This window comes from Streptomyces tsukubensis (assembly GCF_003932715.1).
GTDB classification, from domain to species: domain Bacteria; phylum Actinomycetota; class Actinomycetes; order Streptomycetales; family Streptomycetaceae; genus Streptomyces; species Streptomyces tsukubensis.
Window position 1 is genome coordinate 5,044,349 of record NZ_CP020700.1, and the last position, 24,733, is coordinate 5,069,081.

At 70.6% G+C, this 24,733-nt stretch carries 23 protein-coding genes; 15 read left to right on the forward strand and 8 right to left on the reverse strand.

The annotated features are described in order from the left end of the window. Positions 1–180 precede the first annotated feature (180 nt). A complete protein-coding gene (locus tag B7R87_RS20850; protein WP_233168887.1) occupies positions 181–789 on the forward strand; it encodes a hypothetical protein in 609 nt (202 codons plus the stop codon). A gap of 213 nt (positions 790–1,002) precedes the next feature. Here the strand turns inward: B7R87_RS20850 and B7R87_RS20855 are convergent, their stop codons facing one another. The 4 genes from B7R87_RS20855 to B7R87_RS34415 all read right to left on the reverse strand — a co-directional run bounded on the left by B7R87_RS20855 (position 1,003) and on the right by B7R87_RS34415 (position 3,969). Beyond that, on the reverse strand, positions 1,003–1,818 hold the full coding sequence (locus tag B7R87_RS20855; protein WP_040914716.1) for an aminoglycoside phosphotransferase: 816 nt from the start codon (positions 1,816–1,818) through the stop codon (positions 1,003–1,005). Between the two features lie 69 nt (positions 1,819–1,887). Further along, positions 1,888–2,025, reverse strand: a complete 138-nt coding sequence (locus tag B7R87_RS33155) for a hypothetical protein (RefSeq protein ID WP_164516007.1) — start codon at positions 2,023–2,025, stop codon at positions 1,888–1,890. Next, positions 2,022–3,143, reverse strand: coding sequence for a radical SAM protein (locus B7R87_RS20860; RefSeq protein WP_006347085.1), 1,122 nt, complete (start codon positions 3,141–3,143; stop codon positions 2,022–2,024). Before B7R87_RS20860 ends, B7R87_RS33155 begins: the two co-directional genes overlap by 4 nt. Positions 3,144–3,489: 346 nt before the next feature. Beyond that, complete coding sequence (locus tag B7R87_RS34415; RefSeq protein ID WP_063838388.1) at positions 3,490–3,969, reverse strand: ATP-binding protein; 480 nt, start codon at positions 3,967–3,969, stop codon at positions 3,490–3,492. Between the two features lie 371 nt (positions 3,970–4,340). Between B7R87_RS34415 and B7R87_RS20870 the strand changes: the two genes are divergently transcribed. The 5 genes from B7R87_RS20870 (at position 4,341) to B7R87_RS20890 (ending at position 9,074) form a co-directional block, all read left to right on the forward strand. After that, the gene (locus tag B7R87_RS20870; protein WP_040914709.1) at positions 4,341–5,210 is read left to right on the forward strand and encodes a helix-turn-helix domain-containing protein; all 870 of its coding nucleotides are present in this window, start codon (positions 4,341–4,343) and stop codon (positions 5,208–5,210) included. After that, a complete protein-coding gene (locus tag B7R87_RS20875) occupies positions 5,207–5,461 on the forward strand; it encodes a DUF397 domain-containing protein (RefSeq protein ID WP_078902164.1) in 255 nt (84 codons plus the stop codon). The genes B7R87_RS20870 and B7R87_RS20875 overlap by 4 nt, the downstream gene beginning before the upstream one ends. 158 nt (positions 5,462–5,619) lie before the next feature. Continuing rightward, positions 5,620–6,729 (forward strand): glycoside hydrolase family 26 protein, encoded by a 1,110-nt coding sequence (locus B7R87_RS20880; protein WP_157997796.1) that lies wholly within the window; start codon positions 5,620–5,622, stop codon positions 6,727–6,729. Positions 6,730–7,002: 273 nt separating this feature from the next. Further along, the gene (locus tag B7R87_RS20885; protein WP_130584879.1) at positions 7,003–7,818 is read left to right on the forward strand and encodes an RNA polymerase sigma factor; all 816 of its coding nucleotides are present in this window, start codon (positions 7,003–7,005) and stop codon (positions 7,816–7,818) included. Continuing rightward, positions 7,818–9,074 carry a hypothetical protein gene (locus B7R87_RS20890; RefSeq protein WP_130584878.1) on the forward strand — a complete coding sequence of 419 codons (1,257 nt, stop codon included), beginning with the start codon at positions 7,818–7,820 and terminating at the stop codon, positions 9,072–9,074. The genes B7R87_RS20885 and B7R87_RS20890 overlap by 1 nt, the downstream gene beginning before the upstream one ends. A 277-nt stretch (positions 9,075–9,351) precedes the next feature. Here the strand turns inward: B7R87_RS20890 and B7R87_RS20895 are convergent, their stop codons facing one another. After that, complete coding sequence (locus tag B7R87_RS20895) at positions 9,352–10,257, reverse strand: L,D-transpeptidase family protein (RefSeq protein WP_006347079.1); 906 nt, start codon at positions 10,255–10,257, stop codon at positions 9,352–9,354. Between the two features lie 241 nt (positions 10,258–10,498). Between B7R87_RS20895 and B7R87_RS20900 the strand changes: the two genes are divergently transcribed. Both B7R87_RS20900 and leuE read left to right on the forward strand, forming a co-directional pair. Then, entirely contained in the window at positions 10,499–12,094 is a 1,596-nt protein-coding gene (locus B7R87_RS20900) for an acyl-CoA mutase large subunit family protein (RefSeq protein WP_006347078.1), read from the forward strand. A 104-nt stretch (positions 12,095–12,198) separates the two neighbouring features. After that, on the forward strand, positions 12,199–12,855 hold the full coding sequence (gene leuE, locus B7R87_RS20905) for a leucine efflux protein LeuE (protein ID WP_006347077.1): 657 nt from the start codon (positions 12,199–12,201) through the stop codon (positions 12,853–12,855). A 24-nt stretch (positions 12,856–12,879) separates the two neighbouring features. Here leuE and B7R87_RS20910 read toward each other — a convergent pair whose 3' ends face one another. Continuing rightward, positions 12,880–13,251, reverse strand: a complete 372-nt coding sequence (locus B7R87_RS20910; RefSeq protein WP_006347076.1) for a hypothetical protein — start codon at positions 13,249–13,251, stop codon at positions 12,880–12,882. A gap of 23 nt (positions 13,252–13,274) precedes the next feature. Then, positions 13,275–15,080: an immunity 49 family protein gene (locus B7R87_RS20915; RefSeq protein WP_006347075.1), complete on the reverse strand. Its 1,806-nt coding sequence runs from the start codon at positions 15,078–15,080 to the stop codon at positions 13,275–13,277. A gap of 262 nt (positions 15,081–15,342) precedes the next feature. Here B7R87_RS20915 and B7R87_RS20920 point away from each other — a divergent pair, with 262 nt between their 5' ends. Further along, entirely contained in the window at positions 15,343–15,870 is a 528-nt protein-coding gene (locus B7R87_RS20920; protein ID WP_006347074.1) for a hypothetical protein, read from the forward strand. A gap of 24 nt (positions 15,871–15,894) precedes the next feature. Here the strand turns inward: B7R87_RS20920 and B7R87_RS20925 are convergent, their stop codons facing one another. Then, positions 15,895–16,869, reverse strand: coding sequence for a pyridoxal-phosphate dependent enzyme (locus B7R87_RS20925; RefSeq protein WP_006347073.1), 975 nt, complete (start codon positions 16,867–16,869; stop codon positions 15,895–15,897). Between the two features lie 385 nt (positions 16,870–17,254). Between B7R87_RS20925 and B7R87_RS20930 the strand changes: the two genes are divergently transcribed. From B7R87_RS20930 to B7R87_RS20955, 6 genes are all read left to right on the forward strand, one after another. Further along, positions 17,255–18,502, forward strand: a complete 1,248-nt coding sequence (locus tag B7R87_RS20930; protein WP_006347072.1) for an amidohydrolase — start codon at positions 17,255–17,257, stop codon at positions 18,500–18,502. Between the two features lie 319 nt (positions 18,503–18,821). Continuing rightward, entirely contained in the window at positions 18,822–19,880 is a 1,059-nt protein-coding gene (locus B7R87_RS20935) for a BMP family lipoprotein (protein WP_006347071.1), read from the forward strand. 249 nt (positions 19,881–20,129) lie between these two features. Beyond that, positions 20,130–21,749, forward strand: a complete 1,620-nt coding sequence (locus B7R87_RS20940; RefSeq protein WP_040914699.1) for an ABC transporter ATP-binding protein — start codon at positions 20,130–20,132, stop codon at positions 21,747–21,749. Continuing rightward, complete coding sequence (locus B7R87_RS20945) at positions 21,746–22,888, forward strand: ABC transporter permease (protein WP_006347069.1); 1,143 nt, start codon at positions 21,746–21,748, stop codon at positions 22,886–22,888. The genes B7R87_RS20940 and B7R87_RS20945 overlap by 4 nt, the downstream gene beginning before the upstream one ends. Beyond that, complete coding sequence (locus B7R87_RS20950; protein ID WP_006347068.1) at positions 22,885–24,174, forward strand: ABC transporter permease; 1,290 nt, start codon at positions 22,885–22,887, stop codon at positions 24,172–24,174. The genes B7R87_RS20945 and B7R87_RS20950 overlap by 4 nt, the downstream gene beginning before the upstream one ends. Next, entirely contained in the window at positions 24,171–24,581 is a 411-nt protein-coding gene (locus B7R87_RS20955; RefSeq protein WP_006347067.1) for a cytidine deaminase, read from the forward strand. The genes B7R87_RS20950 and B7R87_RS20955 overlap by 4 nt, the downstream gene beginning before the upstream one ends. Positions 24,582–24,733: the final 152 nt, after the last annotated feature.

The following is a 24,733-nucleotide window of genomic DNA, read 5'->3' on the forward strand; positions in this document are numbered from 1 at the left end:
GTAAGTGTGTACGATCCGGGCCGAGTTGGCGGAGGAACAGGGGGTAAACCATCACCCCGCCCTCACCGGAGCGCCGCCCCGGCCCGTCCGGGCCATGGCGTTTCCCCCTCCGAAGAGAGTAGTTTGCGCCACCAGTGCGCTGATGGAGTGAGCGGCCGATGCCGCGAGGGGAGGCGTCCCGTGACGTCCGAAGGCCTGAGTGACCTGAGAGAACTCATGGTGCGTGCCGATGAACGCGCCCTGGCCGCGAGCGGGGTGGCCTGTCTGGAACGCTGCCTTCCGCTGCTGGGTGACGGGGCCGCGGGCCCGGAGGCGCTGCGCCCGCTGTGGGCCGGCCTCGCCAACGGCCCGGCCCACTGGGCCGTACGCCTCGCGGAGGCACGGGAGCTGCTGAAGGGCCCGCCGGAGCGCGACACCGGGGCGGGTGCGGACCCGGCGGAGGCGGACGACGCGGCCGGTATCGACGCGGCCGACGCCGTACGCGCCATGCTGGACACCGCCCCCGCCGCATGGTCGGCGGCCCCGCTGCGGGCCTGGGCGGGCGACTGCTCCGTCACCGCCCTCGCCCTCCACCGCCGCCTCGGCGCCGGCCCCCTCGACGACCCCGCGACCCCGGCCGTCGACCCGCTCTCCACGGGCGAGCTGCGACGGCAGATCCGGATGCTGCAACTGCTGGCCGCGGGCGAGGGCCCGTCCGGACTCCGCCAGGCCCTGAACGCGGCCACCGAGGGCCGCCGCGTCCTGGCCGCCGCCCTCTCCCGCCGCGCCCGCGGCACCGGCCGCGCCTGACCGGAAGCGGGGTGCGGGGATTCCCGGGGCCGCTCTCGGCTCCCGGCGAGTAACTCCAGTACGACGGATTCCGTCGAAGTCGATGTGTACAGAGGAGTCGGGGAAGCCTGCTGGGTGAGCCGGATGACGTCGATGGGCCTCTTCCCGGCCTGGCCGACCGCCGTGACGACCTCCTCGTCGTCGTCGATCTCTGCACCCTCTGCAGCATCTGATTCACAGATCTCTGCGGTGTCTGAGCCAGGCTTGGGCCGCTGCGTCCACCCGGGCCGTCCAGGGGTCGGACTCCCCGGCGGTGATCTCGGCCCAGAGGTTGGCGTTGGCCACGGCGAAGGCAGTGACGGCGGCATCCGGTGCGTTACGGAACGCGGGAACCCGCCGGGCCGTCCGTTCCGCTGCGAATGGTCGGTGCCGGCCGGCCGCGATGAGCCAGATGACCCAGTACGCGGCATCCAGCCAGGCGGCTCCGCGGGTGGCCCAGGCCCAGTCGACCAGTCGGGCCCGTCCATCGGCGACGATGACGTTCTCGTTGTTGAGGTCGGTGTGGCACAGGGTGTTCCCGCGGAAATGATCGAGGTCCGAGGCCGATTCCGCGTAGCTGCCGAGCCGTTGCTCGGCGAGACGCAGCTCAAGCCCCTCGTCGGCCTGCACGGTGGACAGGTGGGTCAGGAGACGAGCCACCAAGGGGAGGTCGACCGAGCCCGGACGGTAGTCGGCATGGTGTCCGTCGATCGCGTCGAAAACGTTCAGGTCCCAGCCGTCCGCGACCTCGCGCCAGCGGAGGCCCGGCCCGGCGGACTCGGCGACCAGTGAATTGATCGACGCTTCACGGGCCTGGGTCCATACCCGTGGATGGTCCGTACGCATTCCCTTGACGTAGAAAGCGCCCTGGGACGTGAGGACGCGAGCAGCGACATCGGAGTTGAGCCCGCCAGAGGCGTTGGTGATGCCGATGATGGGCCCGAGCCGCTGGGCGAGTGCGGTCAAACGGCCGACGGGCAGCTCTTCGAGAGGGACGCGCGCGGTAGCCACGAAGGCACCGTGCCACAAAGAGGGGCGCCGGGCCCGCCTTCCTGACGGGCCCGGCGCTGGTTGTCACCTTCAGTTGTAGGGGTTGTCGTCGCCACAGCCGGTGGCCGCGTCGGAGGCAAGTGCTTCGAGATCGTCGACAACGACGGCCTCAAGTGGCTCCTCGGCAGGAGGTGGAGGACTGCTGATCTCTAGAGAGAATGCCGTCATGCTCGGTCGTCCTTCCTTCCGTGTTGGCAGTACTTTTCGAGTGGTGCCTTCGCAGCCTGGAAAGCCTTGGCCATGGGGCGGCAGACCCGGCAGGTTCCCGAGAGCGTGCAGCCCCGGCACTCTCCGGTGCGAAGCATTTGGGCATCAGCGATGCCGGGAAGGCGCATCAGGCCGTGGACGCCTTCGCGCATGAGGTCGATCGGATTCTCGCGTCCGACCTTGCACATGGTGGCCTTGCCCCAGGGGTCGGCATGGAAGAAGGTGTGCCCTGCCGGGCAGCCGGTGAAGACGGGAGCGCGGTCACCATGACCAGGAGCCTGGGTAGCCAGCGGATCGGCCCGGCCGTCGTAGGTCGGCGAAATGCTCGCGTACTCCTTGTACGACCGTGCATATTCATGGGCGATCTTGCGCATGGCATCGAGTTCGTGAGTGTTGTCCTTGGTGACGACGAGCGCGATCTCGACAGCGATGCCGGCGTTCCGTGCTGCGCTCAGCCCGCGCATGACCAGGTCGAACGCTCTGGGTGTGCGAGTGACCGCTCTTGCGGATTCCTTGCTCGCGCCGTAGAGGGAGACCACGACCTTCTGCGGAGGGTGGGTGCACAGGAGGTCGATGATCTTTGGATCGTGAAGCCGCGATCCGTTGGTGAGCAGGTCAAGGAGCAGGCCGAGCCGAGACGCGTACGCCCAGGCGCGGTGGAAGTCACGGTCGATGGTGGGCTCGCCGCCGGTGAACTGGAGCCACAGGGCGCCCGAGTCCCGAATGATGTGCAGGAGCCGCTTCTTGTCGTCCCAGTTCAGGCCCTCGAAGACACGCTGCGCGAGGTAGCAGTGCTCGCAGTTGAAGTTGCAGCCCTTGTTGATCTCCCATGTGGCCCGGCTGTACCCAAGCACGGAGGAGGGCCGGATCAGGACGGTCTCGGCGGTTGCCTGCCCGCCGAGGTCGAGCCCCCAGGCGGCCTCGGCCTTGTCGGACAGCCATGCCGGGACCGGAGCCCGGCTCTCCGCTGCTGACTTCAGCGTGTGGAACTGCGCGGCGGGGAGCAGAATACCGCCGGGTGCTCCGGGGCGAGCCACGATGTACCGAGGGCCCTGCTGGGCCGCTATGAGCTGATGCACCGTTCGGGCTTCCTCTCGTGCGGGTACAGGCGGTTACACGTTGCTGCACGCAGGTTCGGAAACTGTGGTGGCAGGGGATGGGGTCAAGAGTCGAGGGAATCGGTGCGCTCGACATCGCGGTCCACCATGAATTCAAGTTCGGCAATGCAGTGTCGGCATGCGTACATAGCGGCTGTCCTGCCTGCTGCAGACACGGGGCCTATCCAGATCACGGGTACGCCCGGACGGCGGCAGTAGAGCCAGCAAAGTCCTGATTCCCAAAGGCGGCCGTCGAAGTTCCGAGAGTTGCCTGGCGGATCCAGGGCGGTTGCTCCCAGTTCCTGTGAGCTGTCGCGAGATGGCACGATCAGCATTCACGCTCAGTGGTAGGGGACGCGACCAGATCCGCCCACACGATCTTTCCCCAGTGGTGTTTCTCGCAGCCCCAGGCGTGGCTCAACTCTCCAATGATGCGGAGGCCGCGCCCCGTCACATCGTCCTCGCAGGAGGCGCGCTCCTCCGGTAGAGCGTGGGACTCGTCGGCCACGCCGATCCTCACGGTGCCCTCGCCACGCCGTTCCACGTCGAGTGTCAACCGATGGCATCTCGTGTGGCGGACGACGTTGGCCACGAGCTCGGTCACGACTTGCTTCCCGTCTTGCTCCAGCCCTGACAGACCCCATGCGCTCAAGGCGGTGCAGACCAGGGAACGGGCCTGGTGCGCAACGGCCGGCGAGAGGGGAAGGGGCCGGCTGTAACCGGGAGTGCCTACCGCCTTCGCGCGGAAGGTATCGGCTGGCCCCTCGCCTAACGGCGGCAGTGGGGTACTGCTTTGGCGCGTTGTCATGTCGGCCTCGGAAAGGGTCGAAGGGGTTTTTCGCTCTCAGATGCGGCCGGAAGCAGGGCCTACTGGGAGGGCGCCCCGGTGTCGGGGTTGCCCGCACGGGGAATCCGGCGATTCCGCAGAGTTACGGACCGTCATGACGAGTGTGCACGCGCAGAACGAAGGTCGCAAGCTTGGGGTATCAATCCCCAAGTAAAGTATGGTTGTTCGCATTCATGGGGTGCCCGAATGGTCGAGCTCCCCACCCGAGTGAAAGATTGCCGACCCCGTTTGCTTGTCGCCCGCACCCGGATGGGGACGTTCCGCACCCTCAAGGGGGTGCGAGATACCCGCCGGTTGAGAGACCATCAACCCAGCGAGAGAGTGAGTCCGCGATGCCGACCATCCCCCTGGTTCCAACTGTTCGCAGGCGAAGGCTCGGAAGCCAGGTTCGGCGCTACCGCAACGACGCCGGCATGAGCGCAGAAGCTGCGGCCAGGGCCATGGGCTGGGATCCGGGCAAGCTGTCGCGGATCGAACATGCCAAGGCGGCGCTTCAGCCGAAGGACGTCGCGCCTCTGCTCGCGCTCTACGGAGTGACCGAGGAAGGAGCGGTTGTCGCACTGGTGGCGATGGCGAAGGACGCAGGCAGGAAGGGCTGGTGGACCTCGTACAGCGATGTGGTGGCATCGTCCTACGCGGACCTCATCGCCCTGGAGGCGGATGCCGAGAGCATTCGAGAATGGTCGCCCTATCTCGTGCCCGGGCTACTCCAAACCCCTGCTTATGCTCGCGAAACCATTGCGGCGCACGCTCTTACTCGGACTCCGCAGGAGGTTCATGCCCTCTCGGAGGTCCGAGTGGCCCGGCAATCGGTCCTCAGCCGCCCGGGCGGTGAACCCCTGCGCTACGTTGCGGTCATCGGTGAGGCGGCCCTGCATCAGAGGTTTGCCAGTCGGCCGGAGACGATGCGAGACCAGATCCGGCGCCTCATCGAAACGACCGAGGTCCCCGGAATCACCATTCAGGTCATGCCGCTCGACGCCACGCCGCACCCGGGTGGAGCGGGCGGCTTCAGTCTCTTCGGGTTCGCCCCGCCCCTGCCCGGGGTCGTACAGATTGAGAATCTGAAGGGAACCAGCTACGCCGAAGGTGACGAGATCCGGTTGTTCGACGACGCCTTCGGGCGCATCGTCGGCGCCGCGTTGTCAACCGATGATTCGCTGGCTTTTCTGCAAGGAATGGAGAAGAGGTACTACAGATGAACAAGTCCAGGCCGGTGCTCCTCGCGAAGGATTTCCCCGAAGCCAAGTGGCGCAAGGCGAGTGCCAGTGCAGGTGAGGGGAACTGTGTCGAGGTTGCAGAGTGTTCAGCGAGTGGCATCGACCTGAGAGGTGTCATAGTTCGCGACTCGAAGAATTCGACCGGCCCTGTGCTTCTCTTTGATTCCGTTGCCTTCGCGGCCTTCATTGCCGGTTTCGCTCAAACCGACTGCTGCTCGGTTCCGCGCTCGTAGTCCGTTCGGTTCGTCGCCGACGCTGCTGGTGGTGCGCCCGTGACACCGGGGTGGGCCACCGGCAGCCGCGTGACGCGGTGCAGCTGCCCGGTCCGGACCGGGCGGCATCGCCGGATCGTCCGGCGGGGAGAGCCGAACCATGCGCAGACGAAACGTCCTTGCCGCCTCCGGCACCGCCGCGGTCGCGCCGTCGTGTCCTCGACCACCGCGAACGCCGCTGCCGTCGCGCCCCCGATCAACCCGAAGCTCACGACCCGCGACCCCCAGGCGTCACTGAACGCCCGGGCCGTAATCCGGGTTCGTCGCTCAAGGACTTCAGCCAGGTCCTCACCCAGGTCACGGGCCGGCGCCCCGGCGATGTCGCCGGCTACCCGCCCGCCACGATCACCACCGACCAGGCGTGGTTCGATCTGGTCGTCGACCGGGCCGCCGACACCCCCCAGTACCGGGCGCTCCTGGCTGACCTGGAGATACTCGCGGCCAACCTCTCCTACTTCGCCGCCTACGACATCCTGGTGCTGCTGCGCCCGTACCACGAGATGAACGGCGCCTGGTTCTGGTGGGGCGGCAAAACGCCGGCCTCCTACAAGAAGCTGTGGGCCATCACGTACGACTACCTCGTCAAGACCAGGGGCCTCCACAACCTGATCTTCGTCTGGTCCCCCAACGCCTGGACACCCAACGGGAACAACGTGCCCTGGAACTACTACCCGGGCGCGGATCGCGTGGACGTCGTCGCCGTCGACGACTACAACGCCCGGTACGGCTCCGGGGGCGGTACGCCCGAGAGTCCGGACTACACCAACATCTACTACCGGGGGCTGGCCGACTACGCCAAGCCCCGCATGCTCGCCGAGACCGGGTACGTCCCGATCACCGCCCGTACGGACACCGTCCCCGCCACCAACGCGCTCGACGCCAGCCCATGGGTGTGGAACGTCTGGGGGACTGGCTCACTTCAAGGAACTCGAACGCGGACGTCAAGGCCACCTACTACGCCGGCGGCCAGGTCCGGACCGGGGGATCCGGCACGGGCCACGGCCAGAACTTCGACTGGGGTTCGATCCACGCCCACTGACCCGGTCCGGGTGCCCGTACGTGTGAGACACCCCTCACGCGGTCGCGCCGCCGAGCGGGCCCGGGGAGCCGCGCCGGGCGCGGTCGGGCGACAGCGGTCCCGGGAAGGCCGTGGACGGCGGTCGGCGCAGGGGTCGCGCGATTGCCCGCCGGGCTGCCGGACAGGGCATCGCCGCAGGCCGGAGCCGTAGAAACACGGAGACGACCGGGACCACCACCCCCCACAGGAGAGGCCCCGGTCGTCGTCCGCAGGGTCCGCGGTACGGCCCCGTAACCCACTCTGCGCCGGGCGGGCCATTTCTGTCACAGCCCTTCCGTACAGACTCGTCCGGAATATTGTTGCAAGTTGTACAAACCATGGACGGGGCGCCTTGCCACGACGTAGCGTGCTGGTCTCGTAGGAGTGCTCAGGGCAGAGCGGTACAGCACTGACCAGCGAATCCGAACAGGTACAGGTAGAGGTTGTGCTGGGGGACGACGCGGAGCTGACCACCGCGGTGCTCGCGGCGCAGAACGGGGACGAGTGCGCGTTCCGTTCTGTGTACCGCGCGGTGCACCCGCGGCTGCTCGGCTATGTACGGACGCTCGTCGGCGAGCCGGACGCCGAAGACGTGACATCCGAGGCATGGCTGCAGATAGCCCGTGACCTCGGACGGTTCAGCGGCGACGCGGACCGGTTCCGTGGCTGGGCCGCACGGATCGCCCGCAACCGGGCGCTCGACCACATCAGGATGCGGGGCCGGCGCCCCGCCGTCGGCGGCGACGAGTCCGAGCTCACCGGGCGGGCCGCCGAATCCGACACCGCCGACGAGGCGATGGAGGCGCTCTCCACCGGGCACACCATGGCGCTCATCGCCCAGCTGCCCCAGGACCAGGCCGAGGCGGTGGTGCTGCGGGTCGTCGTCGGGCTCGACGCCAAGAGCGCCGCACACACCCTCGGCAAGCGCCCGGGGGCCGTCCGAACCGCCGCTCACCGCGGGCTGAAGCGGCTGGCCGAGCTGCTCGGCGCCGACGATGCGGAGGGCGTCAGTCCGGACCCCTCGGGGCAGCCGTCCGTTCCTTCCCGCCGGGCCGGGAAACCGTCCCACGGCGCCGCGCGCGCTCCCGCGGACCCGGCCGGGTCCGACGGGCTGAGCGCCTCGGCCCGCTCCGCCCCCGGCCGCGCCGACGGGGCTGTCCGCAGCCTCGACGGCGTACCTCCGCAGCGCAGCCGGGACCAGGGGGCGACGGCGTCCGCCGGTGTGACGCATTCCTGGTGGCGGACGCAGAAGGACATGTGATGGCCGACGACCGGAACGAGTGGCTCGACCAGGTGACGGCGGAGCGTCTGATGCGCGGCGAACCGGTCTGTAATTTCGGCGAGCTCGGCGAGCTCGGCGAACCCGCACGCGCCGAGGCCGCCCGGCTGGCCGGGGCGCTGCGTTCGGTCGCCGCCCCGGAGACCCGAGGCGCACAGCACCCCGGTGTCGAACTGCCCGGCGAGGCCGCCGCCGTGGCCGCCTTCCGCGCGGCGACCGCCGCCGGATCCTCCGACTCGGGAGTCGTCCGGCTGGCGCCCCGGGCTCCGGGGGCCGCCCGGGAACCGCGCAGATCCCGCCGGGCCGGATACCGGGGGAAGCTGAGCGCCCCGTTCCGGCTCGGGGTCGTGGCCGTCGTGGCCGGTTTCGCCTTCGGCGGGGTCGCCGTCGCGTCGGGAGCGGACTTCCTGCCCTCTCCCTTCGACGGAGCCGACCCCTCGGCGACGGGTACGTCCGTGTCCGCAGGGCCGGGCGAGCTGCCCGACGCCACCCCCCGTACCCCCGGCGGCCCGGCACCCGAGGGCGTACCGCCCGGCGTCACCGGAACGCCCAGTTCGTCCCCCGCGCGGCCGGTCGAGGGAACGGGCATCGGCGCCCCGCCGAAACCCGGAGTGAAGGGCGCCTCCGCCCAGCGGATGGTCAAGGCCTGCCGCGAATACCGGGCCGGGGCTCCCCGGCCCCAGGTGCGGGCGCTGCTGGAGCGGATGGCCAAGGACCCGGCGCAGGTGCCGGCGTACTGCGGGGCGGTACTGGCCGCCGGCGCGGATACCCATCCGGGCGCGGGCAGCGGTGTGAGCCGCGGCAGCCAGGGCCAGGCCAACGGCGCCGGAAACGGAAACGGAGCCGGTAACGCCAACGGCGGCGGCAAGGGCAAGGGCAAGAACAAGGGGAACGGGAAGGGCAAGGGGAACGGCGGCGGTCAGGGCGGTGCCCCGGGCGGCCTCCAGGGAATCCAGGGCGGGGGCACCGGTGCCCAGGACTCCCGGCCCGGAAACGGCAACGGAAACGGAAACGCCAACGGGCACGGCCGCGGCAACGGCGGACCGCCCCACCACCACGGCCGCGGCGGCGATCTCAAGGCCGGGCAGGGCGCGGGCGCACAGAGCACGACGGAGCAGTGGGGCGGGACCCCCGGCCGGACGGATACGACGAGCGGATCCGGCACCGGTACGGACGCGACCGGCAGCCCCGGCACCACCATCGCCCCCGTCGAGCTGCCGCCGACGATGCTGGTCTGACGGCCGCCACCCCGGGACCGGGGCCCCAACAGCCCCACCCCTCAACGGGAGTGACCACCCCTCCCACACGCCCCCGAGCTGCGATTTTCCGATGATGTTCGTGGTGCTGTGACATTTCCGAGCACCGTGGCGCTGTAGAGAGTGAGCCGACTGGTCATCGGCGAGCGCCATAAAGCCGGGGGTTCCCCCCGTACCTACGGCTTGGCGCACCGGCGCGGGCGGGACACGTTCCCCCGGTCCCGCCCGCGCCCCTTCTTCTCCCCTCCCGGATCTACGGTCACCAGTGGACGACGACCTTGTCGCCGGTGCGGACCTGGTCGAAGAGCGCGGCAACGGCCGCCCGGTCCCGGACGTTGACGCAGCCGTGCGAAGCCCCGCGATAGCCGTCGGCGGCGAATTCGGCGGAGTAGTGGACCGCCTGGCCGCCGCTGAAGAAGAGGGCGTACGGCATCGGGGTGTCGTACAGGGTCGAGACGTGGTCGCGGGACTTCAGGAAGACACTGAACACGCCTTCACGGGTCGGGGTGTACTGCGAGCCGACGCGGACGTCCATCGTCGACCGGACCGTGCCGTCCACGATCCACGACAGGGTGCGGGCCGTCTTGCTGATGCAGAGCACCCGGCCGTCGAGGCACCGCGGGTCCGGCTTCGCCTTCGGCTTGTCGACGGTCCTGCCGTCCAGTTCGGCCCGGGTCGGCCGCTTGGTCATACCGAGCAGTCTGTCCCAGGTGACCGTGGTGACGGAGCCGGTCGACGGCAGTCCCCGTTTGCCCTGGAAGCCACGGACCGAGGCGGCGGTGACCGTTCCGTAGAAGCCGCTGGGCCTGGTGTCGAACCAGCCGATCTGCGCCAGCCGGGCCTGAAGCTCACGCACCCGGTCACCCCGGTCGCCCTGCCGCATCAGCACCGCGCCGCCCGTCTCCCGCCTCTCCCCTTCCCCTTCTTCCTTCTTCCCCTTCGTCTCTGTCGTTCCGGGGGCAGGAGTGGGCCGTTCGGACGGTGTCGCGCTCTCGTCTCGGGGGCGGCCGTCGTCCGAGGGCGACGGTACGGCGGAGACCGCGTCGCCCGGGCCGGTGCCGGCCGCACCGGGCGGCCCGTCCGCGGCCCGGGCCGAGCAGCCCGTGGCGAGCGCGAGCACCGCGGTCGCGGCCAGTGTCCTGCGTACAACGGTCCTGCTCGTCATCCCGTCCCCCTGCGTCGCCGTACCCCGCCGTGCCCGCTGTGCCCCTGTGGTTTCCTCTTCCGAGGATGCCCGCCCGGCCTGCCGGGTTGCGGGTTCCCCAGCATCATGGGGACGACGGGACGGAAACGACACCCCGCGACCACTGAGGAAGCGACTCCGACCGAATCCATTCGGAATTCGATCGCATCAGGACGGTGGCGGTGGTGAACGGACGACCTGCGGACCGGAGGCGAGACGGACCATGGCACCTGCACACGCATCGGAGTCCGGGCTGCCGTTCGAGCCGGTGTACGGCCCCGAGGCCCTCGCTGACTGGGACCCGGCGGCCAGACTCGGCGTACCCGGCGGCTACCCCTTCACCCGCGGGGTGTACCCGACCATGTACACCGGCCGCCCTTGGACCATGCGGCAGTACGCGGGCTTCGGCACCGCCGCCGAGTCCAACGCCCGCTACCGGCAGCTGATCGCCGACGGCACCACCGGCCTGTCCGTCGCCTTCGACCTGCCCACCCAGATGGGCCACGACTCCGACGCCCCCCTCGCGCACGGCGAGGTCGGCCGGGTCGGGGTCGCCGTCGACTCCCTCGACGATATGCGGGAGCTGTTCGCGGGCATCCCGCTGGACCGGGTCTCCACCTCCATGACGATCAACGCCCCGGCCGCGCCGCTGCTCCTGCTGTACGAACTGGTCGCGGAGGAGCAGGGCGTACCCGGGGACCGGCTCGACGGCACGGTCCAGAACGACGTGCTCAAGGAGTACATCGCCCGGGGGACGTACATCTTCCCGCCGGAGCCGTCGCTGCGGCTGACCGCCGACACCTTCCGCTACTGCAGCGAAAGGCTGCCGCGGTGGAACCCGATCTCGGTCTCCGGCTACCACATGGCGGAGGCCGGGGCATCGCCCGTGCAGGAGGTGGCGTTCACCCTGGCCAACGCCGTCGCCTACCTCCGTACCGCGCTCGACGCCGGACTCACCGCGGACCGGCTCGGGCCCCGGCTGTCGTTCTTCTTCGTGGCCCGCACCACCTTCCTGGAGGAGGTCGCCAAGTTCCGGGCGGCCCGCCGGATCTGGGCCCGGATCATGCGGGACGAGTTCGGCGCCCGGCAGCCGAAGGCCTGGATGCTGCGGTTCCACACCCAGACGGCGGGCGTCCAGCTCACCGCCCAGCAGCCGGAGGTCAATCTGGTACGGGTCGCGGTCCAGGCGCTCGGGGCCGTACTCGGCGGCACCCAGTCGCTCCACACCAACGCCTTCGACGAGGCCATCGCCCTGCCCACGGCCCACGCGGCACGGCTCGCGCTCCGGACCCAGCAGGTGCTGGCGTACGAAACGGACGTGACCGCCACGGTCGACCCCTTCGCCGGGTCGTACGCGGTGGAGAGCCTCACCGACGCGGTGGAGGAGGCAGTCGTGGCCCTGATGGGCCGCATCGAGGAGCTGGGCGGGGCGGTCGCGGCCCTCCACCAGGGCTTCCAGACCGGGGAGATCGAACGGAACGCGTACCGCATCGCCCGCGAGACCGACAGCGGGGAACGGGTCGTCGTCGGCGTCAACCGCTTCCGCCTCGGGACGGCCGACGAGGAGCGGTCGTACGAGCCGCTGCGCGTCGACCCGGCCATCGAGAGCCGGCAGAAGGCCCGGCTGGCCGAGCTGCGGGCGGCCCGGGACGGCCGGGCGGTCACGGAGTCACTGACGGCGCTGCGCACGGCGGCCGAAGGCTCCGCGAACGTGCTGTACCCGATGAAGGAGGCGCTGCGGGCACGGGCGACGGTGGGGGAGGTCTGCAACACGCTCCGGGAGGTCTGGGGAGTCCACCGCCCGGCCGCCGGAACCTGACCCGGAACCCGCCCGGGCCCTGCCAGACCACCCCCCCGACCAGCCCGAAGAGAGTTGTCCACAGCCCTGACCGAATTTCGGACCCGTGTGCGAAACTGCTCGGCATGCTGGGTGTAACCGATCTTCCGACCTTCCTGGCGGGACTCGTCCTGATCGTCCTCCTCCCGGGGCCGAATTCGCTGTACGTGCTCTCCGTCGCCGCCCGCCGGGGCGTGCGTACGGGCTACCGCGCCGCGGCCGGGGTCTGGGCCGGGGACGCCGTGCTGATGGTCCTCTCGGCGGCGGGCATCGCATCCCTGCTGAAGACGAACGACCTGCTGTTCGGCATCGTGAAGTACGCGGGCGCGGGCTATCTCACCTGGCTGGCGTTCGGCATGCTGCGGGCTGCCTGGTCGATGTGGCGCGGCCGCTCGGAGCCCTCCCCGGAGGAGACCCGCGAGGAGGCGTCCCCCCAGCCCGCGGAGCGCCCGTTCCGCCGGGCCCTGCTGATCAGCCTGCTCAACCCCAAGGCGATCCTGTTCTTCATCGCCTTCTTCGTCCAGTTCGTCGACCCCGGCTACGCCTACCCGGCGCTCTCCTTCGCGGTCCTCGGCGGACTGGTGCAGATAGCCAGCTTCCTCTACCTCACCCTCCTGATATTCACCGGCACCCACCTGGCGGACGCGTTCCGCCGCCGCCGCAGACTCTCCGCGGGCGCCACCTCGGCGGCGGGCGCACTCTTCCTGGGCTTCGCGGTGAAGCTCACGCTGAGCAGCGCCTGACCCGGAGCCCGGAAGAACGCGGTCCTACGGCGAGTACTTCCACACCAGCAGCAGATACCCGCCGTACGCGGAGGACAGCAGTACCACCGCCCCCAGCACCGTGTACGCAGCCCGGGGGCGGGCCGTGGCCAGGGCCCTTGCCAGGGGGAAGAGCAGCGGGAAGGCCGGGAGCAGGAAGCGGGCCTTCGAGTGGAAGTAGCCCCCGCCGTCGAAGGTGGAGCCCCACCGCTCCTGGAGGCGGAAGTAGCCGTCCCAGCGGCCCGCGCGGTAGCCGACCCGGACGAACCAGAAGAACCAGCCCAGCGGGGCGATGAGGATCGCGGCGGCGAGCGCGGTCCGGCCGCCGGTCCCCCTCCGTACCGCCGTGAACAGAGCCCAGGCCGCGCAGAGCACCACCGAAACGAACGGTGGGAAGTCGGTCAGCCGTCGAGGCGGGCACCCAGGTCCAGAACCCGTTCCGGAAGGTAGGGCGAGGAGACCGGGACCCGCCAGCCCATCCGGCGTACATGGCAGACCAGGGCCAGCGCGTCGAGGTCGAGCACCGCGTGGTTCGTCTCGGCCCGGTCGCCGGGCGCATGACGCTCGCGATGCGCCTCCAGGGTGTCCGCGAGGGCCAGGGCGAAGCCCTCCCGGTCGCCCTCCACCACCTGGGAGAGCAGGACCACGGGCGGTGCGGGCCAGTGGTGCGGGTCGTAGCCGCCGGACGCCAGCGCCCGGTCCATCGCCGGGACCGGATCCGCGCCCCGCAGATAGTCGTGGAGGGCGGCCCCGTACGCCGCGACGGTCGTTACGGGGTCCTCCTCGGTGAAGACCCCGGGCTCCACCAGCACACACGCCGCCAGCGCCGCACGGTCGCCCGTGACCAGCGCCAGCGCCACCGCCTGTTTCCAGAAGCCGGGCTCCCCGGCCGCGTCGGGCCGGGCGGGCAGCAGCCGGGTGGTCCCCGCGACGGTGACCGGCAGTTCGCTCCCCTCCGGCGCCCGCGCCAGCCGGAACGCCCCCGCGCCCGCCTCCGCCGCGATCCGCAGGACCCCCGGAAGGCCCGGGTGCCGGCCCGAGGCGTCGGCCGCGACCCGGTGCAGGAAGACCGAGAGGAAGCCGTGCGTCAGATGCTTCAGCGCCTGCGCCGCCTCCGCCGGATGCTCCCGGGGATCGCGGAACCGGGCCAACTCCCGCCCCAAATAGTCCTCGAAGGCCGAGATGTCCTCGTTCCGCGCGTACGGATGCTCCGGCCGGTCCACCACCAGGGGCCCGGCGGCCAGCGCCGCCACCGCGTCGGAACACTTGTCCCGGCCGTACGCCTCCACCCGCCCCCGCCGCGGCCGGAAACCCGACACCGGACCGTACGGCAGATAGGCGGACTCCACCGCGGGCACCCAGCCCTTCCAGCGGACCGCCATCGCCGCGAGCGCTATCGCCTCCAGCGGGAGCAGCCCGGCGAGTGTGGGGCTCGCATACGACGCCTCCACCGCCCGGTGCTCCAGCAACTGCGCCGCCAGCGCCCGGGCGAACCCCGCCTCGTCGTCCGCCGCCAGCGCCCGCAGTGTCACCAGCGCCGCCCGGTACTGGCGGCCGAGGGCGGGGTCCGGGTCGAGCCGGTCGCAGAGCGCGGCGATCAGCCGGGCCCGCTCCGGTCCGGGTCTCGCCTCCGGCCCGCCCTCCGTATGTCCGTGGACGTGGATCAGCAGGGCATGGGCCAGCGCCACGTCCGGCCGGGCCTCGTGACCGGCCAGCGGGGCGGCCGTGGCGACGAAGAGCGGGCCGTGCTCGTCGGCGGTGCCCGCGATGTACGAGAGCAGGAACGCCGTCAGCCAGACACCGGGCCGCGCTGCCGCCGGGCGGCCGGGACCAAGACCGGGACCGAGGCCGGGTCCGGGACCAAGACCGGGACCGGGTCCGTCACCGGAATCCGGCGGATCCCCGATCACCGAACCCGTGTAGCCGATCCGGAACCCGCCGCCCCGGCCCGAGGCCAGCGCGACCGACCCGACCGCCGCAGCCGCCGCCGACTCCACGGCGGACCGGGCGTCCCGGTCCGTCAGCCCCGGGTGGGCGACCGAACGCGCCGCCGCATAGCCGAGCAGCGATTCGGCGACCAGCCGCCAGCCGTCCGCCGGACGCGGGCCCTGCTCCACCGCCCGTACGTCCCGGGCTATCCGCTCCGCGAATCCATTGAGCACCCCGGCCACCGCCGCCGGCTCGACCTCATGACGCTCGATGCGCATGGCCGCCGCCCCCCTGGCCTCCCGGCCCTCTGCCCCTGTGCGTGCTGTGCTGCCCGCCGCGCTTAGTGGATCTTGGTCAACAGCATAGGAAGGCAGCCGGATCCGGTGTCATCACGGGTGGCGCCACGGTCCGCACCGGCCCTTCCGGTCGCGGTCCGGCCACGATTCGGCCGCAGGTCGTACGGGCGTCCCAGCGGCGCTGTCCGGACCCGGACGGCCGGGTCATCCTGGGCGCTCCGGTGCGAGCGTCGAGGGGGACGACATGAAGGTACGACGGGGAATCGCCGCACTCTGCCTGGTGATCGGAGTGGGACTGACGGCGGGCGGCTGCTCGATGCCGTTCAAGTTCCTGGTCGCCGTGTGGATCGGCGAGGACGGCAAGCCGGTCGCGGAGATCCGGCCGTGCGAGGGGGACCGGGCGTACTCCCTGGCCCTGGGGAGCCGTCCGGACGTTGAACCCGCCACCGCGGGGACGCCCTCCGGGCCGGTCCCCGACGCCCTCCGTGAGACGTCCTGGCACGTGGGCCATCGGGACGGCGTCACCTCCGCCGTCTTCCCGCTGTTCTCACCCCCGGCTTCCTGGCAGGTGAGGGCGCGCGGGCCGCAGGAGCTGCGGCCGGGCTACCGCTACTCCCTGAAGTTCCGGTCCATCGAGGGGCGACGGTCCGCCTACGACGCCCGAGCCCGCTTCACCGCCGAAGACCTCGCCGGCCTGAAGCCGGGAGAAGTCTGGGACGGCGATGCGGTCACCCGGAAGGAGTTCGAGGAGCGGGCCGAGGAATCGTGCTGACCGGCCCCGCTGCCGGACCCGCCCTCAGCCCTCCTGCTCCGCCACCCCCCACGCCACCGCATCCACCAGCGTCGCGTTCCCCCCGCACACCACAAGCCCGATCCGGGCCTCCGCGCCGACGCGGTCGACCACCCGGCGGGCCGCGGGCAGCAGACAGCCCGCCGCCGGCTCCGTCCACAGCTTGGCGTGCTGTGCCATATCGGCGACGCCCCGCACCGCTTCCGCGTCGGAAACCACGATCACGTCCTCGACCAGCGCGGCCACATGGTCGTAGGTCAGCCGGGACACCGAAGGCGCACTGAGCGTCGTCACCAGCGACGACAGCTCGACCGGCACGGGGCCGCCCGCCGCCAGCGCCCGGGACATCGACTCGGCACCCGCCGTCTCGACGCCCCACACCCGGACCTCCGGGAGCAGCGCCTTCAGCGCCACCGCGACACCCGAGATCAGACCGCCGCCGCCGATGCTCACCAGGACGTCCGTGGGGGCCTGCGCGCCGCTCGCCGGAAGGTCCTCGGCGAACTCCAGCCCGACCGTGCCCTGCGCCGCGATCACCAGCGGATCGTCGAAGGGGTGCACCAGGGTCATCCCCTCGGTGCGCAACCGCTCCATCAGCGCGAACGCCTCCGGCATCGTCTCCGTGAGCCGGACCTGCGCGCCCGCCGCCTCCGCCGCCGCGACCGAGCGGGCCGAGGCCGTACGGGCCATGCAGACCGTGGCCTTGATATCGAGCATCCCGGCCGCCACGGCCACCGCCACGCCGTGGTTGCCGCCGCTGACCGCGACCACGCCCGCCGCACGCTGCGCGGCATCCAGGGACAGCAGCTTCGCCAGCGCCCCCCGGGCCTTGAAGGAGCCGGTGCGCTGGAGGAGTTCCAGCTTCGCGACGACGGGGACCCCGAGCAGATCCGAGAGCCCGGGGGAGACCACGGTCGGCGTGCGGACCAGCCGCCCCTCGACGAGCCGGGCCGCCGCGCGTACATCCTCGATGCCAATCATGGCGCCATCCTCGCACCGTCGCACCGAACGGAACCCATCCGTCCGGGACAGGCGAGCCGTTACCGGGGCATTACGGAGTATTCCGGGGCCGGCCCCGGGCCGTTCCCCGGGCCATTTCCCGTACCGTCCCGTCCCCGGGACATTCCCCGTGGCCTCCCGAGGCCCCCTGACCGTCCCCTGGCCGTCCCCGGACCGCCCCCGCGCCGTCTCCGGAGGCGGCCCGGACCGTCCCCCGGTACCGTCGGAAAGAGGCGTGAGCTTACCCATACGAGTGCGTAACCATGCGTGCGCGACTCTTTTTTCTTCCCCTATCAGGTTGAACTTTTGTTGATCAGTGGTCAGTTGACCCCCTCCTGGGCCTACTCTTCAACAGGTGAACCAACTGATGTCCCGAGAGTCCGAAGCCGATCTGCCCGGGAGCGTCTCACTGCCCGGCACGCTGCCCGAAGCCCTGCGCGCCGAGCTGATCGCGTTCCGCCGCGACCTCCATATGCACCCCGAGCTGGGCAACCAGGAGTTCCGCACCACCACCGCGATCAAGAACCGGCTCGAAAAGGCCGGGCTCGCGCCGCGCGTCCTGAGCATGGGCACCGGACTCGTCTGTGACATCGGTTCCTGGGACGGCGTGACGCCGATGCTGGCGCTGCGCGCCGATATCGACGCCCTGCCCATTCCCGATACCAAGACCTCGGTGGCGTACCGCTCCACGGTTCCGGACCGGGCCCACGCCTGCGGCCACGACGTCCACACCACGACGGTCCTCGGCGCCGGGCTCGTCCTCGCCGAGCTGGACCGCGCCGGGCTGCTGCCCGCCCCGGTCCGGCTGCTCTTCCAGCCCGCCGAGGAGGTGCTGCCGGGCGGTGCGCCGGACGCGATCGCCTCCGGTGTCCTCGACGGCGTCGGACGGATCATCGCGGTCCACTGCGACCCCAAGGTCGACGCCGGATACATCGGTCTCCGGCCCGGACCGATCACCTCCGCCTGCGACCGGCTGGAGATCACCCTCGACGGGCCCGGCGGCCACACCGCCCGCCCCCATCTCACCACCGACCTGGTCACCGCCGCCGCGAAGATCGTCACCGAGGTCCCGGCCCTGGTGGCCCGCCGGGTGGACGCCCGCTCCGGGCTCGCCGTGACCTGGGGCCGGATCGAATCCGGCCATGCCTGCAATGTGATCCCGCAGCACGCCGAGCTCTCCGGAACCGTACGGTGCCTGGACCTCGCGGCCTGGCGCGAGGCGCCCGATCTGGTGCACGCGGCGATCGACGAGGTCGCCGCCCTCCACCGGGCCAAATCGCAGATCGACTACATCCGCGGGGTCCCGCCGGTGGTGAACGACCCGGCGGTCACCGACCTCCTCCGGGCCGCCCAGTCCGCCCGCCGCGGCGCCCACACGGTCGAGGACACCGAGCAGAGCCTCGGCGGCGAGGACTTCTCCTGGTATCTGGAGCACGTACCGGGCGCCATGGCCCGCCTCGGCGTCCGCCGCCCCGGCGACACCGTCCGCCGCGATCTGCACCGGGGCGACTTCGACGTCGACGAGGAGTCGATCCGGGTGGGCGTCGAGCTGTTCACGGCGGCTGCCCTGCTGAACGCGCGCGAGGAGAAGGACGAGGAGGAGGGCGGAGAGTAGGGCGAAGAGCAGGAGGAGTAAGGACGACCGAGCCCCGCCGGGGAGGCCCGGAGCCGTCGATTTCCGGACACGTTGCGATGTGCGCCCCTTCGGCCCCGGCGGCCCCCCCGGGGCCCGTACACCCCCTGTCACTCCTCCGGCGCTCGCCGCACCCCCGTACCCCGCTCCGTCACCGCTCCGTCACCCTCCCGACCAGTGAACGCGACGATCCGATAACGACTCATGAACGGGTCTTTAACCGGCATCTACGCGCGTTACGATCGCGGCGAAACCAGCGCCGGAAGAGGCGCTTTCGGTCAGTCTCGAAGGGACCCTCCTCTTGCGCCGGGTATCCAAGATCACCGCCGCGGGCATCACGGCCGCGGCCCTCGCCCTCACGGCCACCGCGTGCGGCGAGTCCTCCACCGATTCCAGCTCCTCCAGCTCGTCCTCCAGCGGGACCGCGGGCAAGCTGAAGGTCGGCGCGGCGTACGACGTCGGCGGCCGCGGTGACAACTCCTTCAACGACTCCGCCGCGCGCGGCCTGGACAAGGCCAAGGCCGACCTGGGCGCCGAGGTCAAGGAGCTGACCGCCAAGCACGGCGAGACCCCCGCCGACCGCGAGGCGCGTCTGGTTTCGCTGGCCGAGGGCGGTTTCAACCCGGTCATCGCCGTCGGGTTCGCCTACAAGGACGCCGTCGACAAGGTCGCCGCCAAGTTCCCGAAGACCACCTTCGGTCTGGTCGACTCGGTCTCCGAGGCCAAGAACGTCGACAGCATCGTCTTCACCGAGGAGCAGGGCTCCTACCTCGCGGGTGTCGCCGCTGCGCTGAAGTCGAAGGACGGCAAGGTCGGCTTCATCGGCGGTGTCGACCTTCCGCTGATCAAGAAGTTCGCGGCCGGCTTCGAGCAGGGCGTCAAGGAGACCAAGCCGAGCGCCTCGGTCCAGATCCAGTACCTGACCACCGGCACCGACCTCTCCGGCTTCGGCAGCCCGGACAAGGGCAAGGCCGCCGCGCAGGGCATGCTCGACAAGGGCATCGACGTGGTCTACGCGGCCGCGGGCGGCTCCGGCGCCGGCGCCATCGAGGCCGTCGCCGCCAAGAAGGGCACCTGGGCCATCGGCGTCGACTCCGACCAGGCCAAGGACCCGGCCCTGTCGAAGTACGCCGCCTCCATCCTGACCTCGGTCGTCAAGAACGTCGACACCGGTGTCTTCGAGCTGTCGAAGTCCGTCAAGGACGGCAAGCCGCTGGTCGGCGTCCACACCTACTCCCTCGCGGAGAACGGTGTCAGCCTCACCACCACCGGTGACCACCTGAAGGACATCCAGGCCCAGCTCGACGCCGCGAAGAAGAAGATCGTCGACGGCCAGATCAAGGTCAAGACCACCATCTGACCGAAGCCGCCGATCAGGGTCCGGGGATGCGGCCGCACCGTTCCTCCGGGCCCTGATCCACGCGGTGTCCCATGAACTCCGCGGTGTTCCCGGCCCCTCCCGGGAGCACCGCTCAGGGGCCCTCAACGATTTGGTGGCGCTACGCGCGTAGCATCTACCGGCCGCCGTAAAGCACGGTAGTTTTCGCCACCACACCCCCGCCCGTCCCGCCCCAGCTCCTCCTCCGCTCCTGCCCAGGGAGAGTGCGCCATCAACGCGTCCAGCAGCCCCCATGCCGTAGAGCTCCGCGGCATCACCAAACGATTCCCCGGAGTCGTGGCCAACCACGACATCGACATCACCGTGCGCCGCGGTACCGTCCACGCCCTCGTCGGCGAGAACGGTGCCGGAAAGTCCACCCTGATGAAGATCCTCTACGGCATGCAGAAGCCGGACGAGGGCACCATCACCATCGACGGCGAGCAGGTCTCGTTCCACAGCCCCGGCGACGCGATCGCCCGCGGCATCGGCATGGTGCACCAGCACTTCATGCTCGCCGACTATCTGACCGTGCTGGAGAACGTGGTCCTCGGCTCCGAGAAGCTGTACGGCATCGGGGACCGGGCGCGCGCCAAGATCAAGGAGATCTCCGACGCCTACGGCCTCGGGATCCGCCCCGACGCGTACGTCGAGGACCTCGGCGTCGCCGACCGGCAGCGGGTGGAGATCCTCAAGGTCCTCTACCGCGGCGCCCGTACCCTCATCCTCGACGAGCCCACCGCCGTCCTGGTGCCGCAGGAGGTCGACGCGCTCTTCGACAATCTGCGGGAGCTGAAGGCCGAGGGCCTGACCGTCATCTTCATCTCGCACAAACTGGGCGAGGTGCTTTCGGTCGCCGACGACATCACCGTCATCCGGCGCGGCACCACGGTCGGCACCGCCGACCCGGCGAACACCACCTCCAAGCAGCTCGCGGAGCTGATGGTCGGCAGCGAGCTGCCGTCGCCGGAGACCCGGGAGTCGACCGTCACCGATGTCCCGATGCTCACCGTGGACGGGCTGCGGCTGACCGCCACCGACCCGGACGGCGTCGTCCGTGCCGTCCTCGACGGCATCGGCTTCACCATCCACAAGGGCGAGGTGCTCGGCATCGCCGGTGTGGAGGGCAACGGCCAGTCCGAACTGGTCGAGGCGGTCATGGGCATGCGGACCGCCGACACCGGCACCGTCACCCTCGACGGCGCCGACATCTCCCACACCCCGACCCGCAAGCGGCGCGAGGACGGCATGGCCGTCATCCCCGAGGACCGCCACCGCCACGGACTGCTCCTCGAAGCACCGCTGTGGGAGAACCGGATCCTCGGCCATGTCACCGAGAAGCCCAACAGCAAGGGCCCCTTCCTCGACATCAAGGCCGCCCGCGCCGACACCGAGCGGATCGTGCGCGAGTACGACGTCCGTACGCCCGGTATCGACGTCACGGCCGCCTCCCTCTCCGGCGGCAACCAGCAGAAGCTGATCGTCGGCCGCGAGATGAGCCACGACCCCAAGCTGCTGATCGCCGCCCACCCCACCCGTGGTGTGGACGTCGGCGCGCAGGCCCAGATCTGGGACCAGATCCGGGCCGCCCGCAGGGAGGGCCTCGCGGTGCTCCTGATCTCCGCCGACCTCGACGAGCTGATCGGCCTCTCCGACACCCTGCGGGTGATGTACCGCGGCAGGCTCGTCGCCGACGCCGACCCCGCGACGATCACCCCGGAGGAGCTGGGCTCGGCCATGACCGGTGCCGCCACCGGCCGTCTGGAGCACTCCGAAGACGGCGGCGACCAGACCCCCGCCGACGAGACCCCCAGCGCCGGGCGCGACACCGACGGGGGAGAGGACCGATGAAGAAGTTCGACAAGGAGCGGGTGCTCCTGGGGCTCGCCGCCCCCCTGCTGGCGATCGTGGTCGCCTTCCTGGTCACCGCGCTGGTGCTGACCGCGACCGGCAAGGAGCCGTTCAACGCCTTCAGCATCATGTTCGACTACGGCTCGAAGTCGGACAGCCAGGTCTACATCGTCAACAAGGCCACGACGTACTACCTCGCGGGCATCGCGGTCGCCATCGGCTTCCGGATGAACCTGTTCAACATCGGAGTCGACGGCCAGTACCGCCTCGCGGCCTTCTTCGCCGCGGCCCTCGGCGGCGCCCTGACCCTGCCGGGTCCGGTGCAGATCCCGCTGATCATCCTCTGCGCGATGCTCGTCGGCGCCATGTGGGCCGGTATCGCCGGTCTCCTCAAGGTCACCCGCGGCGTCAGCGAGGTCGTCTCGACGATCATGCTGAACGCGATCGCCACCGCGATCATCGGCTATCTGCTCCAGCAGGGCCGGCTCGGCCACCTCGACCAGGCCGGTACCAAGGTCTCCACCAAGCCGATCCCGGAGTCCTCCCGCTTCTTCGAGTTCCCGACCCAGCCCGCGCCCGTATGGGGCTTCATCGTGATCGCCGTGATCGTCGGTGTGGCGTACTGGTTCACCCTCGCCCGTACCCGCTTCGGCTTCGACCTGCGCACCGTCGGCCAGTCCGGCTCGGCGGCCCAGGCCAGCGGCGTGAACGTGAAGAAGATGGTCATCACGTCCATGCTGATCTCCGGCGCCGCCGCCGGTCTGGTCGGCATGCCGACGCTGCTCAACGACAGTCACGAGTACAGCGGCGACTTCCCGGTCGGCATCGGCTTCACCGGTATCGCCATCGCCCTCCTCGGCCGCAACCACCCGGTCGGCATCGCGCTCGGCGCCCTGCTCTGGGCGTTCCTGGAGCGCGGCAGCGGCCAGCTGGAGTTCCAGGGGTACGACAAGGAGATCGTCGGCGTCATCCAGGGCGTCATCGTCCTGTGCGTGGTCATCGCCTACGAAGTCGTACGGCGCTACGGCCTCAAGCGCCAGCAGCGGCAGGTCGGCGCCAAGCTGGCCGCCCAGGCCCGGGCCAACGGCACCGGCAACAACGGCAACGGCAACACCGACAAGCAGGAGGTGTCGGCGTGACCGCCACGGCGACCACGACTCCGCCGCCCGCCGCCCCCCGGGTGAGCGGCGGCAAGGGCGGACGCACCCGCCTCTCCTTCCCCATGATCCTGCTGATCATCGCGGGCGCGCTGGTCGCGATCTCCGCGGTACGGGTCATCACCGGGGCCGACGACATCACCTCCTCCGGCCTGATCAGCGCCTCCCTCGCGCTCGCCGTCCCGATCGGCCTCGCCGGTCTCGGCGGACTCTGGGCCGAGCGGGCGGGCGTCGTCAATATCGGCCTCGAAGGAATGATGATCCTCGGCACCTTCTTCGGTGCCTGGGCCGGCTGGCAGACCGACCCGTGGATCGGCGTGCTCGCCGGTGTGCTGGGCGGAATGTTCGGCGGACTGCTGCACGCGGTCGCCACCGTCACCTTCGGCGTCGACCACATCATCTCCGGTATCGCGATCAACATCCTGGCGCTGGGCATCACGACCTACTTCGCCAAGCTCTGGTTCAACAGCGGCGAGGCCGCGGCCAAGGGCGGCAGCCCCAAGCAGTCGCCGCCGTCGGACGATATCGCCACGGTGACCCTTCCCGGCCTCTCGGACCTCTTCAAGACCATCGAGAACAAGGAGTGGTTCTTCGTCTCGGACGTGGCGGGCATCCTCGGCGGTCTGGTCACCGATGTGTCGCTGCTGACGATCGTCGCGATCCTGCTCTTCGTCGGCACCTTCGCGGTGCTCTGGAAGACCGGCTTCGGACTGCGCCTGCGCTCCTGCGGCGAGAACCCGATCGCGGCCGAGTCCCTCGGCGTCAACGTCTACAAGTACAAGTACATCGCCGTGATCATCTCCGGTGGTATGGCCGGTCTCGGCGGCGCCTTCCTCTCCCTGGTCACCTCGCACATCTACAACGAGGGCCAGACCGGCGGCCGCGGCTATATCGGCCTCGCGGCGATGATCTTCGGCAACTGGCGGCCCGGCGGGCTCGCCATGGGCGCCGGTCTCTTCGGCTACGCCGACGCCCTCCAGCTCCGCAACGGCGGCCAGTCCGTGCACGCGCTGCTCCTGCTGCTCGTGGTCGTCCTCGTCGGCCTCGCGATCTGGAAGTACTACCGCAAGGCGTTCGTCCCGGCCGCGGTCAGCGCCGTGATCGGCGCGGCGGTCCTGGTCTGGTACCTCGGTACGGACACCGTCCCGACCGAGTTCGTCACCGCGACCCCGTACATCGTGACGCTGCTGGTCCTCTCGCTCTCCGCGCAACGGCTGAGAATGCCCAAGGCGGACGGTATGCGCTACCGCAAGGGGCAAGGCAAATGACGGCTCCGGCCGCCGGGCCGGACACGTTCGACTGGGAGCCCCTGCGGGTGCGGGCGCGTGAGGCGATGGCCCATGCGTACGTCCCGTACTCGGACTACCCGGTCGGCGTGGCCGCCCGCGTCGACGACGGCCGCACGGTCACCGGCTGCAATGTCGAGAACGCCTCCTACGGCCTCTCACTCTGCGCCGAGTGCGGGCTGATCTCCCAGCTCCAGCTCGGCGGCGGCGGCAGACTGACCCACTTCACCTGCGTCGACGGCCGGGGCGAGAGCCTCGTACCGTGCGGCCGGTGCCGTCAGCTGCTGTACGAGTTCGGGGGCCCCGAGCTGCTGCTCGACACCCCCGGGGGCATCGTGACCATGGCCGAGCTGCTGCCGCAGCCGTTCGGCCCGGCCCATCTGGCCTGAAGCAAGCGCGGCCCCCTCTCCGATTCTCCGGGGAAGGGGCCGCGCGGCCTTTTCCGGGCCCGTACGGCTGCCCCTGCCACCCGGCCCGCTCCGGCCGGCACCCCCGGCCATCCACCGCAGGCGGAACCCCTACCCCCAACACCCTCTCCGCC

What these genes read in the sequence shown, in the direction of transcription:
- B7R87_RS33155 (WP_164516007.1), bottom strand. Translation starts at nt 2,025, where the DNA reads ATGACGGCATTCTCTCTAGAGATCAGCAGTCCTCCACCTCCTGCCGAG.
- B7R87_RS34415 (WP_063838388.1), bottom strand. Translation starts at nt 3,969, where the DNA reads ATGACAACGCGCCAAAGCAGTACCCCACTGCCGCCGTTAGGCGAGGGG.
- B7R87_RS20870 (WP_040914709.1), top strand. Translation starts at nt 4,341, where the DNA reads ATGCCGACCATCCCCCTGGTTCCAACTGTTCGCAGGCGAAGGCTCGGA.
- B7R87_RS20875 (WP_078902164.1), top strand. Translation starts at nt 5,207, where the DNA reads ATGAACAAGTCCAGGCCGGTGCTCCTCGCGAAGGATTTCCCCGAAGCC.
- B7R87_RS20890 (WP_130584878.1), top strand. Translation starts at nt 7,818, where the DNA reads ATGGCCGACGACCGGAACGAGTGGCTCGACCAGGTGACGGCGGAGCGT.
- B7R87_RS20895 (WP_006347079.1), bottom strand. Translation starts at nt 10,257, where the DNA reads ATGACGAGCAGGACCGTTGTACGCAGGACACTGGCCGCGACCGCGGTG.
- B7R87_RS20900 (WP_006347078.1), top strand. Translation starts at nt 10,499, where the DNA reads ATGGCACCTGCACACGCATCGGAGTCCGGGCTGCCGTTCGAGCCGGTG.
- leuE (WP_006347077.1), top strand. Translation starts at nt 12,199, where the DNA reads ATGCTGGGTGTAACCGATCTTCCGACCTTCCTGGCGGGACTCGTCCTG.
- B7R87_RS20915 (WP_006347075.1), bottom strand. Translation starts at nt 15,080, where the DNA reads ATGCGCATCGAGCGTCATGAGGTCGAGCCGGCGGCGGTGGCCGGGGTG.
- B7R87_RS20920 (WP_006347074.1), top strand. Translation starts at nt 15,343, where the DNA reads ATGAAGGTACGACGGGGAATCGCCGCACTCTGCCTGGTGATCGGAGTG.
- B7R87_RS20925 (WP_006347073.1), bottom strand. Translation starts at nt 16,869, where the DNA reads ATGATTGGCATCGAGGATGTACGCGCGGCGGCCCGGCTCGTCGAGGGG.
- B7R87_RS20930 (WP_006347072.1), top strand. Translation starts at nt 17,255, where the DNA reads ATGTCCCGAGAGTCCGAAGCCGATCTGCCCGGGAGCGTCTCACTGCCC.
- B7R87_RS20945 (WP_006347069.1), top strand. Translation starts at nt 21,746, where the DNA reads ATGAAGAAGTTCGACAAGGAGCGGGTGCTCCTGGGGCTCGCCGCCCCC.
- B7R87_RS20955 (WP_006347067.1), top strand. Translation starts at nt 24,171, where the DNA reads ATGACGGCTCCGGCCGCCGGGCCGGACACGTTCGACTGGGAGCCCCTG.